The organism is Roseomonas acroporae, assembly GCF_023223525.1.
GTDB lineage: Bacteria > Pseudomonadota > Alphaproteobacteria > Acetobacterales > Acetobacteraceae > Roseomonas_E > Roseomonas_E acroporae.
Genome location: NZ_JALPRX010000065.1, coordinates 33266 through 47783, shown reverse-complemented (window position 1 = coordinate 47783; position 14518 = coordinate 33266). Strand labels below are relative to the sequence as shown.

At 73.7% G+C, this 14518-nt stretch carries 11 protein-coding genes; 1 reads left to right on the top strand and 10 read right to left on the bottom strand.

What is annotated here, in order from left to right; translation table 11 throughout:
• Window positions 1-98: 98 nt before the first annotated feature.
• From M0638_RS15255 to M0638_RS15210, 10 genes are all read right to left on the bottom strand, one after another.
• Window positions 99-1085, bottom strand: coding sequence for a Bug family tripartite tricarboxylate transporter substrate binding protein (locus M0638_RS15255; RefSeq protein WP_248667856.1), 987 nt, complete (start codon window positions 1083-1085; stop codon window positions 99-101).
• Window positions 1086-1150: 65 nt separating this feature from the next.
• On the bottom strand, window positions 1151-2599 hold the full coding sequence (locus tag M0638_RS15250; protein ID WP_248667855.1) for an FAD-binding oxidoreductase: 1449 nt from the start codon (window positions 2597-2599) through the stop codon (window positions 1151-1153).
• 27 nt (window positions 2600-2626) lie between these two features.
• On the bottom strand, window positions 2627-3313 hold the full coding sequence (locus M0638_RS15245) for an SDR family NAD(P)-dependent oxidoreductase (RefSeq protein ID WP_248667854.1): 687 nt from the start codon (window positions 3311-3313) through the stop codon (window positions 2627-2629).
• Window positions 3310-4281, bottom strand: a complete 972-nt coding sequence (locus M0638_RS15240; RefSeq protein WP_248667853.1) for a Bug family tripartite tricarboxylate transporter substrate binding protein — start codon at window positions 4279-4281, stop codon at window positions 3310-3312. Before M0638_RS15240 ends, M0638_RS15245 begins: the two co-directional genes overlap by 4 nt.
• Before the next feature lie 247 nt (window positions 4282-4528).
• A complete protein-coding gene (locus M0638_RS15235; protein ID WP_248667852.1) occupies window positions 4529-5425 on the bottom strand; it encodes a dihydrodipicolinate synthase family protein in 897 nt (298 codons plus the stop codon).
• On the bottom strand, window positions 5422-6642 hold the full coding sequence (locus M0638_RS15230) for a sialidase family protein (RefSeq protein ID WP_248667851.1): 1221 nt from the start codon (window positions 6640-6642) through the stop codon (window positions 5422-5424). The genes M0638_RS15235 and M0638_RS15230 overlap by 4 nt, the downstream gene beginning before the upstream one ends.
• A gap of 25 nt (window positions 6643-6667) precedes the next feature.
• Window positions 6668-7798, bottom strand: a complete 1131-nt coding sequence (locus M0638_RS15225) for an iron-containing alcohol dehydrogenase (RefSeq protein ID WP_248667850.1) — start codon at window positions 7796-7798, stop codon at window positions 6668-6670.
• Window positions 7799-7812: 14 nt separating this feature from the next.
• Window positions 7813-8853, bottom strand: a complete 1041-nt coding sequence (pdxA, locus tag M0638_RS15220) for a 4-hydroxythreonine-4-phosphate dehydrogenase PdxA (RefSeq protein WP_248667849.1) — start codon at window positions 8851-8853, stop codon at window positions 7813-7815.
• Window positions 8850-9977: a four-carbon acid sugar kinase family protein gene (locus tag M0638_RS15215; protein ID WP_248667848.1), complete on the bottom strand. Its 1128-nt coding sequence runs from the start codon at window positions 9975-9977 to the stop codon at window positions 8850-8852. The genes pdxA and M0638_RS15215 overlap by 4 nt, the downstream gene beginning before the upstream one ends.
• On the bottom strand, window positions 9974-10813 hold the full coding sequence (locus tag M0638_RS15210; protein ID WP_248667847.1) for an IclR family transcriptional regulator: 840 nt from the start codon (window positions 10811-10813) through the stop codon (window positions 9974-9976). Before M0638_RS15210 ends, M0638_RS15215 begins: the two co-directional genes overlap by 4 nt.
• A 366-nt stretch (window positions 10814-11179) precedes the next feature.
• On the opposite strand from M0638_RS15210, the gene M0638_RS15205 reads away from it, so the two are divergent.
• Window positions 11180-14218 (top strand): autotransporter outer membrane beta-barrel domain-containing protein, encoded by a 3039-nt coding sequence (locus M0638_RS15205; RefSeq protein ID WP_248667846.1) that lies wholly within the window; start codon window positions 11180-11182, stop codon window positions 14216-14218.
• The last annotated feature ends 300 nt before the right edge of the window (window positions 14219-14518 follow it).

Sequence of the window (14518 nt, the reverse complement as noted above, 5' to 3'; positions counted from 1 at the left end):
CGCCGGAAGCCGTCTCAGACGCGGGGTGGAATTGGCCGGCCCGTCGACAGTGGCGCGGGGATCGAGGCCGGACAGGTCAGGTTCATCCGCCGTGCGTCTCAGTCCGCCTGCGCGCCCGAGGTCTGCACGAGCTGGCGCCACATCGGCCGCTCGCGCGCCGCGCGCTCGGCCGCCTGTTCCGGCGTGGTCCAGATCGGGCGGGCGCCGATCTGCTCGAAGCGCGAGACCTGGGCCGGATCCTGCGCCACCTGCTTCAGCGCGGCGTTGAGCCGGTCGACGATCGGGCGCGGCGCTCCCGCCGGCACCACGAAGCCACCCCAGACGGTGACGACGAAGTCGGGCATGCCGGCCTCCGCCATGGTCGGCACCTCCGGCAGGGTGTGCCAGCGCTCCGCGCTGGTCACGGCCAGTGCGCGCATCTGCCCGCCGCGCACCAGCGCCATGTAGGAGGCGACGCCGTCCAGCGCGAAGTCCACGTCGCCCGCGAGCAGCGCCGGGATGGTCTGCGAAGCGCCGCGGAACGGAATGTGCGTCGCCTCCACGCCGATGCGGCTGAAGAACATCGCCGCCGAGAGGTGGGTCGTGGTGCCGACGCCGGTGGAGCCGTAATTCACCCCGCCCGGCTTCGCCCTGGCCCAGGCGATGAATTCGGCGAGCGTCCGTGCCGGTACGCGCTCGGTCGCGACCACGGCGATGTTGGGGAACTCCCAGCTCAGCGCGACCGGCGCGAGGTCGCGCTCGATGTCGTAGGGAACGCGACGGTACAGGTACTGGTTGATCGAGAAATTGCTGACCGTCCCGGCGCCGAAGGTGTAGCCGTCGGGCGCCGACTTCGCCACCGCGTCGATGCCGATGTTGCCGCTGGCGCCGGGGCGGTTGTCGATCACCACGGGCTGGCCGAGCATGCCGGACATGCGCTCGGCGTAGAGGCGGGCGATCACGTCGGTGGCGCCGCCCGGCGGATAGGGCACGACCAGCTTGACGGGGCGGCTGGGCCAGTCGCCTTGCGCCTGGGCGCGACGCCCGGCGAACAGGGCGGGAGCGGCAAGGGCGATGGCCCCGAGCAGGGTACGGCGATCGAGCATGCGTTGTGGCCTCGGTGTTCCTGGCTTGCCGGCGCGCCGAACGGCGCGCCGGCCTCACGGGGCGGTCAGGCGGGTTCCGGCAGGACCTTGCCCGGGTTCATGATTCCCCGCGGATCGAGCATCGCCTTGATCCGGCGCATGAGTTGCAGGTCGGCGGCCCCCGTCACGCGGCCGAGCCGGGCGCGGTTGCTGAGGCCGATGCCATGCTCGGCGCTGATCACGCCGCCCTGCGCCGCCGTCTCGTCGTCCACGATCTCGTTGATGCGGCGCACGACCGGCGCCGCCGCTTCCATGTCCGGGTAGCGGTCGCGCGGCAGGATGCCGAGGACATGGATGTTGCCGTCGCCGATATGGCCGTGCATCACCACGCGCGCCTCGGGCACCGCCTCGTTGATGCGGCGCTCGACGTTGCGGGCGAAGGCGGCCTGCTGCTCCAGCGGCACGGCGCTGTCGTGCGAGACGACGTAGCCGGCGCGCTTGCTGCCTTCCGAGACGCTGTGGCGGATCTTCCACAGCGCCTGCGCCTGCGCCTCGCTCTCGGCCAGCAGCGCGTCGGTGATCAGGTTCGCCTCGAACGCCTCGCCGAGCACGGCCTCCAGCGGCGTGCGCAGGTCGGTGCCGGCGAGCGTGTCGGTCAGCTCGATCAGCAGGTACCAGGGGGCGTCCAGCGCGAAGGGGATGGCGACGTCGGGCACGTTCTCGCGGATCACCTCGATCTGGCCGCGCGACATCACCTCCAGGCTGCCGAGCCGGTCGCCCGCCGCGTCGCGCAGCCGGCCGAGCAGGGTCAGCACCGTCTCGATCTCCGGCAGCGCCACCATGGCGAGCGCCGAGACGCGCGGCCGCGCGAACAGCTTCAGCGCAGCGGCGGTGACGATGCCGAGCGTGCCCTCGGCACCGATGAAGAGTTGCTTGAGGTCGTAGCCGGTCGAGTTCTTGCGCAGCCGGTGCAGCCGGTCGAGCACGGTGCCGTCCGGCAGCACCACCTCCAGCCCCAGCACCAGCTCGCGCGTCGGGCCGTAGCGCAGCACGGCGGTGCCGCCGGCGTTGGTGGCGATGTTGCCGCCGATCTGGCAGCTTCCCTCGGCGCCGAGCGAGAGCGGGAACAGCCGGTCCACCGCCTCAGCCGCCGCCTGGATGTTCTGCAGGATGCAGCCCGCCTCCACGGTGATGGAATTGGCGAGCGGGCTGACCGCGCGGATGCGGTTCAGCCGGTCGAGCCGCACCACCACGGAGCGGCCTGGCGCGGTCGGCGTCGCCGCGCCGCACATGCCGGTGTTGCCGCCCTGCGGCACCACGTTCACGCCGTTCTCCGCGCAGAGACGCACGACATCGGCAACCTCGGCCGTGCCCGCCGGCTTCACCACCGCGACGGCATGGCCGTGATAGCGGCCGCGCCAGTCCACCACATAGGGTTCCTGATCGTCGGCGGCGGTGAGGACGTGTTGTGCGCCGACGATGCCGCGCAGCGCGTCGATCAGTGCGGCATCGGGCAGGGTGGCGTCAGCGGGCATGGTGCGGGCTTCGGCGGCGCGGCGGCGTCACAGCGAGCTGCCGCCGCAGATCACGATCTGCTGGCCGGTGATGGCGCCGGCCTCGGGGGAGAGCAGGAAGGCGGCCAGCGCCGCCACCTCCTCGGGCCGGATGAAGCGGCCGATCGGCGGCACGCGCGGTGCGACGCCGGCGCGCGCGGGGTCACGCAGCATCGGCGTCTCGGTGGCGGCCGGGGCCACCACGTTCACCGTGATGCCGCGCGGCGCCAGCTCCGCCGCCCAGGAGCGCGCCATGCCGACCAGCGCCGCCTTGCTCGCCGCGTACTGGCTGCGGCCGGCGGCACCCGTCGCGGTGCGGCTGCCGAGCAGCACGATGCGGCCGCCATCGGGCATCTCCGGCAGCAGCAGGTCCGCGAGACGCGCCGCCGCCTCGACATGCAGCCGCCACATCGACTCGCCCGCCGCGATGTCCAGCTCGCCCAGCCGGCCGGTGCGCAGCAGCCCGGCGGCGTGCACCAGCGCGGTCGGCCGCAGCCCGGCCAGTGCCGCGCGCAACCCGGACGGCTCGGCGAGATCGGCGGCGATGTGCGCATAGCCCGGCGGCGCCTCGGCCGGCGCGCGCCGGCTCAGCCCGGCCACGCGCCAGCCGTCGCGCAACAGGCGTTGCGCGATGGCCGCGCCGATGCCGGAGCTGGCGCCGGTGACGAGCGCCAGCGGCTTCTCCGTCGCGCTCATTCGGGCTGGAAGTTCGCGATGCGCAGCAGCTCGGCGTTCTTCGCCACTTCTCGCGCGATGTACTGCTCGATCTCGGCCGGGCTCTGCGCGATGGCCTCGATGGCGAGGCCGCGCATGCGCTCCTGCACGTCCGGCTCGCGCATCGCCTCGACGAGGATCGCGTTGAGCCGGTTGACGATCTCGCCCGGCGTGCCCTTGCGCACCCAGACGCCGTACCAGGAATAGTGCTCGAAGCCGGGCAGCCCGGCCTCCACGATGGTCGGCATGTCCGGCACCAGCGGGAAGCGTTGCAGGGTGGAGATGCCGATCGGCCGCACCTGCCCGCCGCGCGCGGCCTGGAGCAGCGCGAAAGTCGCGTCGATCAGCAATTGCGCGCTGCCGCCGGCGACGTCGGTCAGTGCCGGTGCCGTGCCGCGATAGGAGGTCGCCTCGATCTGCACGCCGGTGCGGTGCATGTAGTCGATGGTGGCGAGATGCCCCGGCGCGCCGAGCGAGCTGACGGCGAAGGTCCAGTCCGCCGGCTTCGCCTTCGCGGCGGCGGTGATCTCGGCGATGGACTTCTCCGGCCGCTTCGGGCTCATCACCATCAGCAGCGGCGTGCGGCCGGTGCGCGCCACCGGCGTGAAGTCGGCCTGCGGATCGAAGGGCACGCTGCGCAGCACGTGCCGCAGCATGGTGTGGGTGAGGCTGGAACCGAGCAGCGTGTAGCCGTCGGCCGGCGCCTGGTACACGGCCTGGGTGCCGACCACGGCGGCGCCGCCCGCGCGGTTCTCCACCACCACGGAAACGCCGAGCTTCTCGCCCAGCTTCTGCGCGGCGAGGCGCGCCATCGCATCCGTCGCGGCGCCGGGCGCGAAGGGGCAGATCAGGCGCATCGGCTTCTCGTGCGGCCAGCCGGATTGCGCGCGCACGGCGGGGGCGGCGAGGGTGGCGGCGGCGATGCCGGCGAGAAGTTGGCGGCGCTGCATGGGGAGTCCTCCTGGGGTTCTTCGTTTGCGTGTGGGCATCGGGGCGCTGCCCCGAACCCCGCCAAGGGGCGAAGCCTCCTTGGATCCCCCGTTCGATTGCCGGCCTCGTGCGTTTCAACCGGCGAGGCCCGACGCCGGCGGAGGTCCGGGAACCTGGTCGGACGCAGTGCGTCCGACCCTGGCGGGGTTCCAGGGGGCGGCGCCCCTTGGCGGGAGGGGTTCGGGGAGGCGGCGCCTCCCCGCCGTCTCACCCCGCCAGCAGTGCCGCGCGCTCCTCGGCCGCGAGCGGCAGCAGCGGCGGCCGCAGGCGCTCCCAGCCCGGATTGCCGGTGCGCTGCGCCGTCATCGCCTTCAGCGAGGCCATCTGCGCGAAGCGCGAGGCGCGGTTGCGCGCCGCGACCACGCGCGCCTGCGCCGCCTCCACCGCGTCGGCCTTCGCCGGGTCGGCGTGATTCCGGTACACGAAGGCGAGGTCGGCAGCGACGAGGTTGGAGGTCGCGGTGATGCAGCCCGCGCCGCCGGCGCGCAGCAGCGGCAGCATCAGCGGGTCGGCGCCGGCCAGCACGGAGAAGCCGGGGAAGCGCTTCGCCAGGGCCTCCATGTTGGCGAAGTCGCCCGAGGAGTCCTTGATGCCGACGAAGGTGCCGGGGAAGGCGGCGAGCAGGCGCTCGATCACCGTGGCGGGGATCGGCACGGCCGACATCTGCGGGATGTGGTACAGCACCACCTTCAGGCGCGGATCGGCGATGCGCTCGACGATCGCGGCATAGGCGGCGAACAGCCCGTCCTCGGTGACGCCCTTGTAGTAGAAGGGCGGCAGCATCACGATGGTTTCGACACCGAGGGAGAGGGCGTGCCGCGTCAGCGCCACCGTCTCCGGGATGGCGACGACGCCGGTGCCGGGCAGCAGCCGGTGCGGCGCGATGCCGGCCTTCACCGCGGTCTCCAGCAGCGCCTGGCGCTCGGCGGTGGAGAAGGAGTTCGCCTCGCCCGTGGTGCCGAGCAGGGCGATGCCGTCGCAGCCCTCGGCGATCAGGTAGTGGCAGTGCTCGGCGAAGGCGCCGTGGTCGGGGTTCAGCGCGGCGTCGAGCGGGGTGAGCGCGGCGCAGAACACGCCCTGCGGGCGCGAAGGTGTGTCGGTCATCGGGCGGGTCCTCGGCCGGCGTTCACCCAGCCCAGCGGCACGCGCACGTACCGGATGGCCTGGCGGAAATAGGTGTAGGAGACGTGCAGATCGCCATCCGGCGTCTGCACGACGGTCGGGTAGGAGAATTCGCGGTTCAGGCCCTGCTTCGAATTGTTCGTCATGCAGTAGCCGTCGCCGACCTCCAGGTTGCGGCGCAGCGGCCAGGTGCGGCCGCCATCCTCGGAGATCGCCAGCGTCATCGGCGCGCGCGGCACGCCCCAGAAGGTGGAGCGGGCGCCAGGGGTGGGCGTGGGCTCGGGCTTCGCTTCCACCGCGCCGGACGGGTCCTCGTCCTCGATCTCGTCGTAGAGCGAGACGCGGCGCTCCGTGGCGTCGGCGGCGCTGGACGGGTTGCACACCATGGCGAGGCGCCCGTCGGCGAGCCGCAGCGCCTGGATGGAGGAGTTGTTGTTCGGCAGGTCGGTCGGCACCGGCGCGGTCCAGCTCTTCCCGCCGTCATGGGATTCGCTGCGGTACACGTTGTCGGCCCAGCGGCTGCGGTAGAAGGCGGCGAGCGTGCCGTCGCGCAGATCGACGATGCTCATGTGGACGCAGCCCAGGCTGTCCGGCACGCGGTGCTCGCTCCAGGTGAGGCCCTGGTCGGAGGAGATCTTCACCGCGCTGTAGTCGAGGTCGCCCACCCATTTCTCGCCGGGCCGCGTGACGCAGGACCAGATCGGCAGCAGCCAGTCGCCGTTGTCCAGCACCACGACCGGGTGGCGGATGAAGGTGCCGCCATCCGCGCGCGGGCCGAACAGCGTCTCGATCGGACCCCAGGAGCGGCCATTATCCTCGGAGATGCGGCGGCGGACGATGGCGGTGTCCTGGTTGCCGGAGACCTGCGCGGTCCAGAGCAGCCACAACCTGCCGCCCGGCGCCGGGAACAGCAGCGGGTTCTGCTCCGAGCGCGTCGGGTCGTCGGAAAGCCGCACCGCCGGCGTCCACAGGTCGTTGCCGGCTTCGAGGCGCGAGAACCAGACGGAGATGTCCGGCACGCCCTCCTGCGTGCCGCCGAACCAGACGCAGCCCAGGCTGCCATCCGCCAGCGGCATCAGGAAGGAGGCGTGGCTCTGCACGGTGGGCGAAGGCAGGAAGGCCTGTACCCGCGCCGCATCGTCCGGCGCCGGGCGCAGCACGCCGTCGCGTGGCCCCGGCAGTGTCGCGTCCACCGACATCTCTCGTTCTCCTCCCGTCTCTCGTTCAGTACGCGGCCCGGTACATGGCCAGGATGCGGTCCCGGCCCAGCTCGCGCGGGTTGTTGTCGAGCAGCCGGCGGATGGCGTGCGCCTCGTCGGCCATGATGGCGAGGTCGTCCTCCGGCACGTTCAGCGCCGACAGGCGCATCTCGACGCCGAGGCGCTCGCAGAAGCCGTAGGCGGCGTCGAACACCGCCGCCTCTTCCGTGGCGGGGCGGGCGCCCAGCGCCTCCAGCACCAGCGCGGTCTTCTCCGCAACGGCCGGCGCGTTGAAGGCCAGCGTGTGCGGGAAGATCAGCGCGCAGGCCAGGCCGTGCGCGATGTGGTGGCGCGTGCCGAGCGGGTAGGCCACGGCATGGCCGGCCGTGGTGTTCACCGGCCCGAGGCAGAAGCCGCCATACATCGAGGCCAGGGCGAGGCCGGCGCGCGCCTCCTTGTCCGAGCCGTCGGCCACGGCGCGCGGCAGGTAGCGGCCGACGAGGCGGATGCCCTCCAGCGCGTAGAGGTCGATGATCGGGTGCGCCTTGCGGCTGGTGAAGGCCTCGGCGCAGTGCGCCATCGCGTCCACGCCGGTCGCGGCCGTCACGGCGGGCGGCACCGTCATGGTCAGGTCGGGATCGACCACGGCGATGTCGGCCAGCATGTGCCGGCTCTGCACGGCGAGCTTGTTCTGTGTCGCCGGATCGGTGACGAGGGAGCGCGTGCCGCCCTCGCTGCCGGTGCCGGCGGTGGTCGGCACCTGCGCCAGCGCGACGCGGCGGCCCTTCACCTTCTCGGGGCCGACGACGTCGTGCAGCGTCTGCCCGCTGCCGGGCAGCACCGCCACCAGCTTGGCGAGATCCATGGCGCTGCCGCCGCCGAAGCCGACCACGAGATCGGGCTGCACCCGTTCTGCAAGGGCGAGAACCTTCTCCAGGTTCGGCAGGTCGGGCTCGGGCTTCACCTCGCCGAACACCGTCACCTCGCCCGGCAGGCCGAGCAGGTCGACGCGCGCGGCGTTGAAGGCGTCGGCCACGACGAGGATGCGGTGCAACCCCTTCTCCCGGGCCCAGGGGCCGAGCTGGGCGAGGGTGCCGGAGCCGAATTCGATGCGCGCGGGGCGCAGCAGCTCGATCGGGCTGTTGATCGGGTTCATGCGCTCGCTCCCGTTCAGGCGGCGGCCGGCAGGTCGGCGCGGGAGGCGGCGAGACGCTCGGCGTACTCGATCGCCTCGATCAGGCTGCGCTCGTTGGCGATGCCCTTGCCGGCGATGTCGAAGGCGGTGCCGTGATCGACCGAGGTGCGGATGATCGGCAGGCCGAGCGTGATGTTCACGCCCGAAAGGTCCATCCACTTGCCGGTCGCCGGGTCGATCTCGAAGCCCAGCAGCTTCACCGGGATGTGGCCCTGGTCGTGGTACATGGCGACCACCGCGTCGTACTGGCCGGCGCGCAGCTTCACGAACACCGTATCGCCCGGCACCGGGCCGAACACGGTCATGCCGTCCGCGTTCGCCTTCGCGATGGTCGGCGCCGAGACGTCGATGTCCTGGCGGCCGAACAGCCCGCCCTCGCCCGCATGCGGGTTCAGCGCGGCGACGGCGATGCGTGGCGCGGCGATGCCGAGGCCCTTCAGCGCCGCGTCGGTCTCGTCCAGCACGAAGCGCAGCCGCTCCGGCGTCAGGCGCTTGGGCACGTCCTCCAGCGCGACATGGGTGGAGACGTGGCTGACGCGCATGTTGCCGTGCGCCAGCAGCATCACCGAGCCCTTGCGGCCGGTCAGCGCCGCCAGCATCTCGGTGTGGCCGGCATAGTGGTAGCCGGCCAGGTTCAGCGCCTCCTTGTTCAGCGGCGCCGTCACGATGCCGCCGATGCGGCCGGCGAGGGCGAGCGTCACGCCCTGCTCCACGGCGAGGTAGGCGAAGCGGCCGCCATCGGCGGAAAGCCTGCCCGGCAGGATCGGCTCGCCCTCGGGGCCGGCCTGGAGGCAGCACAGCGCCGGCCAGTCGCGGCCCTCGGCCGTCACCTCGGGGATCGCCGGCCCGTCCAGCAGGGCGCGGGCGCGCTCCAGCGCCGGGTTGCTGCCGATCACCAGCAGGCCCAGCTCGCCCGCCTCCAGCCGCGGCCGCAGCGCCTTGGCGGCCTTGACGATGATCTCGGGGCCGATCCCGGCCGGATCGCCCATGGTGATGGCGAGGTGACGCGGCTTCATGCTTCGATCTTTCCGCTGATGAGGCCGTTCTCCGCGAGCAGGTCGCGCCACAGCGCGTCCCCGCCGAAGGCCCCGGATTTCGACACGACCTCGACGCCGTCCCAGCGCCCGCCGCGCATCGCGGAGCGCGGCACGCCCGGCGCCACCTGGCCCGTGGCGACCAGCGCCCCGGTGCCGAGGGCGAGGCAGAGGGATTTCAGAGTCTCGCCGCCGGCCACGATCAGCGTGCCGGGCGGGCCGAGGCGTTGCGCCAGCGAGTCCAGCGCGTCGGCGATGCGGCGCGCCGCCGCGTCGCGCGCGGTGCCGTCCGGCAGGTCGAGGCTGGCCAGCGCGACGCCGTGCGCGCCGAGATGGGCGGCGAGGCGCGCGGCGCTCGCCGCCCCGCCATCGGGCAGGCGATGCCAGTGCGCGCCGCAGGCGGCGAGCTGGCGCGCCGTGGCGCCCTGGTCGGAGCCGAACAGGCCGAGCACCGGGCCGCGCAGCGCCGTGTCCGCCGCCACCCGTGCCTCGCCCATCAGCGCGCGCGCCAGCCCGCCGCTGCCGCACCACAGTACGGGCATACCGGCGCCGCGGCCGATCGCGGCGATGCGTTCCAGATCGGCCTCGGTCTCGGCGTCGAACACGGAAAGGCCGGGCGGCAGCGGCGCGTCGGGGCGGCCCGGCAGCGCCGGCAGGCCCGCCGCGCGCAGCGCCGCGACCAGATCGCCGCCGACCGGCGCCCAGCCCTCGCCCGACGCCGCATAATGACGGCCACCGCGCGTCACGCGCCGCTGCTGCGGGAAGGCCGGGGCGAACACGCCATGCGTCCAGCCGCCGGCGTGCCAGCAGGCCGCCACCTCGGCGGCCCAGTTCCCGCGCAGCAGGCTGTCGAGCTTGCGGTAGGCGATGGTGCCGCCGCGCAACGCCGGGGCGGCCGCGCCGACGGCGGCCAGCGCCGCGTCCAGACCGGCCTCGCGCGTGCCGGTGTCGATGGCGGCGCCGGGCGGCAGCGCCTCCGGCACCGCGCCATGCCAGAACACCGGCACCGGCCCGACCAGCCCGACGAATTCCGCCGCCGTGTCGAGCGCGCCGGTCAGGTCGTCGGCGAGCAGGCGCAGGGTGGGGGAGGGCCGGGGCGTGCTCATGCCGCCTCCGTCCGGCCGATGGCGCCGAGCGAGAGCCGCACCGCCTCGGCCAGCTCGCCCGCCACGCGCCGCGCCTCGGGCAGCGCGCGGGCGACGAATTCGTCGAGCGGCATGCGGTCGGAATGGATGGTCAGGCTGATGCCGGCCTGCGGCAGCCCGGCGGCATCGAGCACCGGCGCCGCCACGGTGCGCAGCCCGTAGGCGTTCTCGCCGTCCGAGACGGCGTAGCCCTGCGCCCGCACCTGCTCCAGCCGCGCCAGCAGCGCGTCGAGGTCGGTGAGCGTCCGCTCCGAGAGCTTCACCCGCTCGACCGCCTGGAGCTGCGCCACCTGCTCCTCGCGCGGCAGGTAGGCGAGCATGGCCTGCCCGAGCGCGGTGGCGTAGGCGCCGGCGCGGCTGCCCGGGCGGCGCACCACGCCCTGCCGGGAGAGCCCGGCCTGCACCCGCTCCAGATAGACCACCTCGCCCGCCTCCAGCAGCCCGAGCGAGGCGGCGTCGGCGGTGCCCGGCACCAGCGCGCGCAGCAGCGGCGCGGCATGGGCCGGCAGGCCGCGCGCGGTGAGGGCGGCGAAGCCCAGCTCCAGGCACTTCAGCGCCAGGCGGAAGCGCCGCGTGCCGGGCACGGCGCGCAGGTAGCCGAGGCTGACCAGGGTGTGGATCAGGCGGAAGGCGGTGCCGCGGTCGAAGCCGGCATGGGCGGCGACCTCGGAGACGGTCAGCTCGGGCAGGTCCGGCCCGAAGGCCTGCAGCACCGCGAACACCTTGGCGGCGGACTGGACGAGGTTCTTCGGGTTCTCGGCGGGCGTGCCCGGCGCCGCCCCGGCGCGCCGGCTCATCGCCTGGCACCCCGGTGGCGGGTGCCTCGGGCAGCGACGGACAGGAAGTCGGGGCGCGAGGACATGTCGGTTCCCGGATCGCTTCGATCGTCCCCAAGGGATGATCGGAATGCGAACTTTTGTTTTTCAATACCCGCTTGTTGCGCCGACGCGGCGCCGGCTGTCAAGCATTCCGTCACGCGGGCATGCGCCGGGGCGCCCGGCCGGCCCCTTCTCCGGCGCCCCGGCCGCGTCCCCGCCGCGCCGGGTCAGCCGGCTGAACCGCCCCGGCCGCTTCCGTCATGACCCGAATTCAAAACGCTACCGTCATCCACTCGTCACGAACCCGGCCTAGTTGGGCGCGGCCGTAACGTTCGAGGCCGCGTGATGCGTCGCTACCTGCTGCTTTCCACCGCCCTGCTCGGTTTCGCCGCCTGCCCCGGGGCCGTCTCCGCGCAGACGGCGGCCAACATCCAGGCCACCGGCCTGCTCTCCGGCTTCAGCCTGCTGCTGAACACGCAGGCCGGGCGCACGGTGCTGGACGAGAACCTCGCCACGGCGATCTCGATCAACAACAACTCGACCGCGGCGCAGCGCGCCCAGGCGATCAGCGACAATACGATCGGCGCGCTGATCGCCTCCTTCCAGAACGGCCTGCTGGTGGCGGACGGGCTGGGGCCGAAGCTCCAAGCCACCTTCGCCGGCCGCAACACGGTCGCGGCGAACTACTCGGCGACGGCGCTCTCGCCGGCCTTCCAGGCGCTGATGTACCAGGCCACGACGCTGACCGGCTCGGACTCGGCCTTCGCGAAGAACTTCCTCGCCAACGGCAGCAGCAACGGCAGCGTCTCCTCGCCCGCCACCGGCATCTCGCTGCCCGCGGGCGGCGTGTTCAACGTCTACGACCGCGCCTACGACCCGCCGGCCAGCACGGTGAACCTGATCGGCAACAGCCGGCCGACCCAGGTGGCGCTGCCGCGCTACCAGGGCTTCACCTACAATGACTTCTTCGGCGTTCCGACCAACAACCTCGCCGACATCGTCCCGACGCTGCGCAGCAACGCCGCCTTCCCGAGCGGCCACTCCGCCTTCGGCTTCACCGCCTCGACGCTGCTCGCGCTGATGGTGCCGGAGCGCTTCCAGCAGATGCTGACGCGCGGTGCCGAATACGGCTACAGCCGCGTCGTCGTCGGCGCCCACTACCCGCTCGACGTGATCGGGGCGCGCATCCACACGCTCTACGGGCTGGTGCAGATGCTCAACAACAGCCCGCTCTACACGAACCAGGCGCTCTCCGCGACCGCGACCAGCACGAACGACTTCCAGGCGCTGTTCGCCAGCGCCACCGGCGACCTGCGCGCGCTGCTCGCCACCTGCGACGGCGGCCTCGCCGCCTGCGCCGCGAACGCCGGCACCGCCGACCGCTTCGCCGGCGCCGCCGCCAACCGCGCCTTCTACCGCTACACCCTGACCTACGGGCTCGACCCGGTCGGGCCGACCAACCTCGCCCCGGTGGTGCCCACGGGCGCCGAGGTGCTGCTCGCCACGCGCTTCCCCTACCTCTCCGCCGACCAGCGGCGCGAGGTGCTGGCGACCACCGAGCTGCCCTCCGGCCAGCCGCTCGACGACGGCTCGGGCTATGCGCGGCTCAACCTCTACGCCGCCGCCGACGGCTACGGGGCCTTCAACGGCAACGTCAACGTCACCATGAACGCCGCGCTCGGCGGCTTCAACGCGCAGGATTCCTGGAACAACGACATCGGCGGCGCCGGCGGGCTGACGCTGAACGGCACCGGCCGGCTGATCCTGACCGGCAACGACACCTACGCCGGCCCCACCACCGTCAACGGCGGCACGCTGGAGGTGGACGGCGCCATCACCTCCGCCAGCACGGTGAACGCCGGCGGCACGCTGGCCGGCGCGGGCACGGTCGGCGCCGTCACGGTGAACCGCGGCGGCACGCTGGCGCCGGGCGCCTCCACCGCGCTCGGCACGCTGACGGTGAACGGCAACCTGACCATGGCCGCCGGCTCCACCTACGCGGTGCGCGCCACGCCCACGGGCAGCGACGCCGCGCGGGTGAACGGCAGCGCCACGCTGCAGGGCGGCACCGTCGCGGTGAACGCGGGCGCCGGCCTGTACCGGGCCAGCACGCGCTACGGCATCCTGACGGCGACCGGCGGCGTCAACGGCCGCTTCGACGGCGTCACCAGCAACCTCGCCTTCCTCAGCCCGACCCTCGCCTACGACACCGGCACGGTGACGCTGACGCTGAACCGCAACGACCTCGCCTTCGCCGCCGTCGCCGCCACCGGCAACCAGCGCGCCGTCGCCTCGGCGCTGGACCGCGTGGCGCCGGGCATCAACTCGGTGGCCGGCAGCGGCATCGTCAACGGCGTCAGCGGCCTCTCCGCGCCGCAGGCGCGCACCGCCTTCACCGGCATGGCCGGCGACGGGCTCTCCGGCTCCCGGACCGCCGGCCTGCTCGCGGGCGAGCTGGCGATGGATGCCGTCTCCAACCACATGATCGGCCAGCGCGCCGGCGCCGCCGCGCCGGGCGCCACGCGCGTCGGGCCGTGGCAGGTCTGGACCACCATCTTCGGCCGCAGCGGCACCACCTCGGGCGACGCCGCGCTCGGCAGCGCCACGCTCCAGGCCGGCGTGTGGGGCGGGCTGCTGGGCCTCGACTACCGGCCGAACGACCGCCTCACCCTCGGCGTGGTGGCCGGCGGCAGCGACGGCAGCTTCACGGCGAAGTCGCGCGCCACCACCGGCAACCTCTCCGGCTACCATCTCGGCCTGCACGGCGAGTACCGGCTCGGCGCCACCTACGCCTTCGTCGGGGTGCAGCATTCCGGCTTCTCGAACGACACCACCCGCTATGCGGGCGGCTTCGGCGGGCTGGCCGTGGACCGGCTGACCGCCAGCTACGACGCGCAGGAGCTGCGCGGCCGCCTGGAGATCGGGCACGACTTCGCCGCCGGCGCCGTGCGCCTGACGCCCTACTACGCGATCGACCTGGCCGAGCTGCGCACCGACGGCTTCCGCGAGCGCTCCGGCGCCGGGGAGGGCACGCTGGCGCTGCGCACGCGCGATGCCAGCACGCATTCCGCGCCGCAGAGCCTCGGCCTGCGCGTGGCGACGGCGCTGCCGGTCGGGCCGGGCTGGGTGCTCGCGCCGCAGGCGGGGGTGAGCTGGGTGCACGAATACGCCGACCGCCGCAACCTCTCGCCGGCCCTGGTCGCGCTGCCGGGCTCGGACTTCGTCGCCGCCGGCACCCGGCCGGCGCGGGACGCGGCGCGCTTCACCCTCGGCGCCGGGCTGACGGTGCGGCCCGGGCTCACCTTCTTCGTGGACGGCATCGCGCAGTTCTCCGACGTCACCCGCGACTGGGGCGGGCGCGGCGGGCTGCGCTACGTGTTCTGACGCGGACGGCACCGTCCGCCGGCACGGACGGTGCCTCGGCCCGGCACCGCCGGATGAGGCGGTTCAGGTCGGCCGGTCCGGCACGACGCCCCCCTTCCGCGCGCGACCGGATCGACAACCTTTACCGCCGCCGCGACCGCGGCACCGCCGGCCGGCGCCGCGCCGCGCCGCCAGGGGGCGTGCCAGGGGGGCGTGCCAAGGGGCGTGCGTCCGGGAGGCGGGCCGACATCACGGGCCGTGCCGCCGCAGCCCGACCGCGTTCACGCAGCGGCTCCCGCGCACGTCACCATCCCCCCGCCC

Coding starts and splice junctions, on each gene's coding strand:
- M0638_RS15255 (WP_248667856.1), bottom strand. CDS start 1,085: ATGCTCGATCGCCGTACCCTGCTCGGGGCCATCGCCCTTGCCGCTCCC.
- M0638_RS15250 (WP_248667855.1), bottom strand. CDS start 2,599: ATGCCCGCTGACGCCACCCTGCCCGATGCCGCACTGATCGACGCGCTG.
- M0638_RS15245 (WP_248667854.1), bottom strand. CDS start 3,313: ATGAGCGCGACGGAGAAGCCGCTGGCGCTCGTCACCGGCGCCAGCTCC.
- M0638_RS15240 (WP_248667853.1), bottom strand. CDS start 4,281: ATGCAGCGCCGCCAACTTCTCGCCGGCATCGCCGCCGCCACCCTCGCC.
- M0638_RS15235 (WP_248667852.1), bottom strand. CDS start 5,425: ATGACCGACACACCTTCGCGCCCGCAGGGCGTGTTCTGCGCCGCGCTC.
- M0638_RS15230 (WP_248667851.1), bottom strand. CDS start 6,642: ATGTCGGTGGACGCGACACTGCCGGGGCCACGCGACGGCGTGCTGCGC.
- M0638_RS15225 (WP_248667850.1), bottom strand. CDS start 7,798: ATGAACCCGATCAACAGCCCGATCGAGCTGCTGCGCCCCGCGCGCATC.
- pdxA (WP_248667849.1), bottom strand. CDS start 8,853: ATGAAGCCGCGTCACCTCGCCATCACCATGGGCGATCCGGCCGGGATC.
- M0638_RS15215 (WP_248667848.1), bottom strand. CDS start 9,977: ATGAGCACGCCCCGGCCCTCCCCCACCCTGCGCCTGCTCGCCGACGAC.
- M0638_RS15210 (WP_248667847.1), bottom strand. CDS start 10,813: ATGAGCCGGCGCGCCGGGGCGGCGCCGGGCACGCCCGCCGAGAACCCG.
- M0638_RS15205 (WP_248667846.1), top strand. CDS start 11,180: ATGCGTCGCTACCTGCTGCTTTCCACCGCCCTGCTCGGTTTCGCCGCC.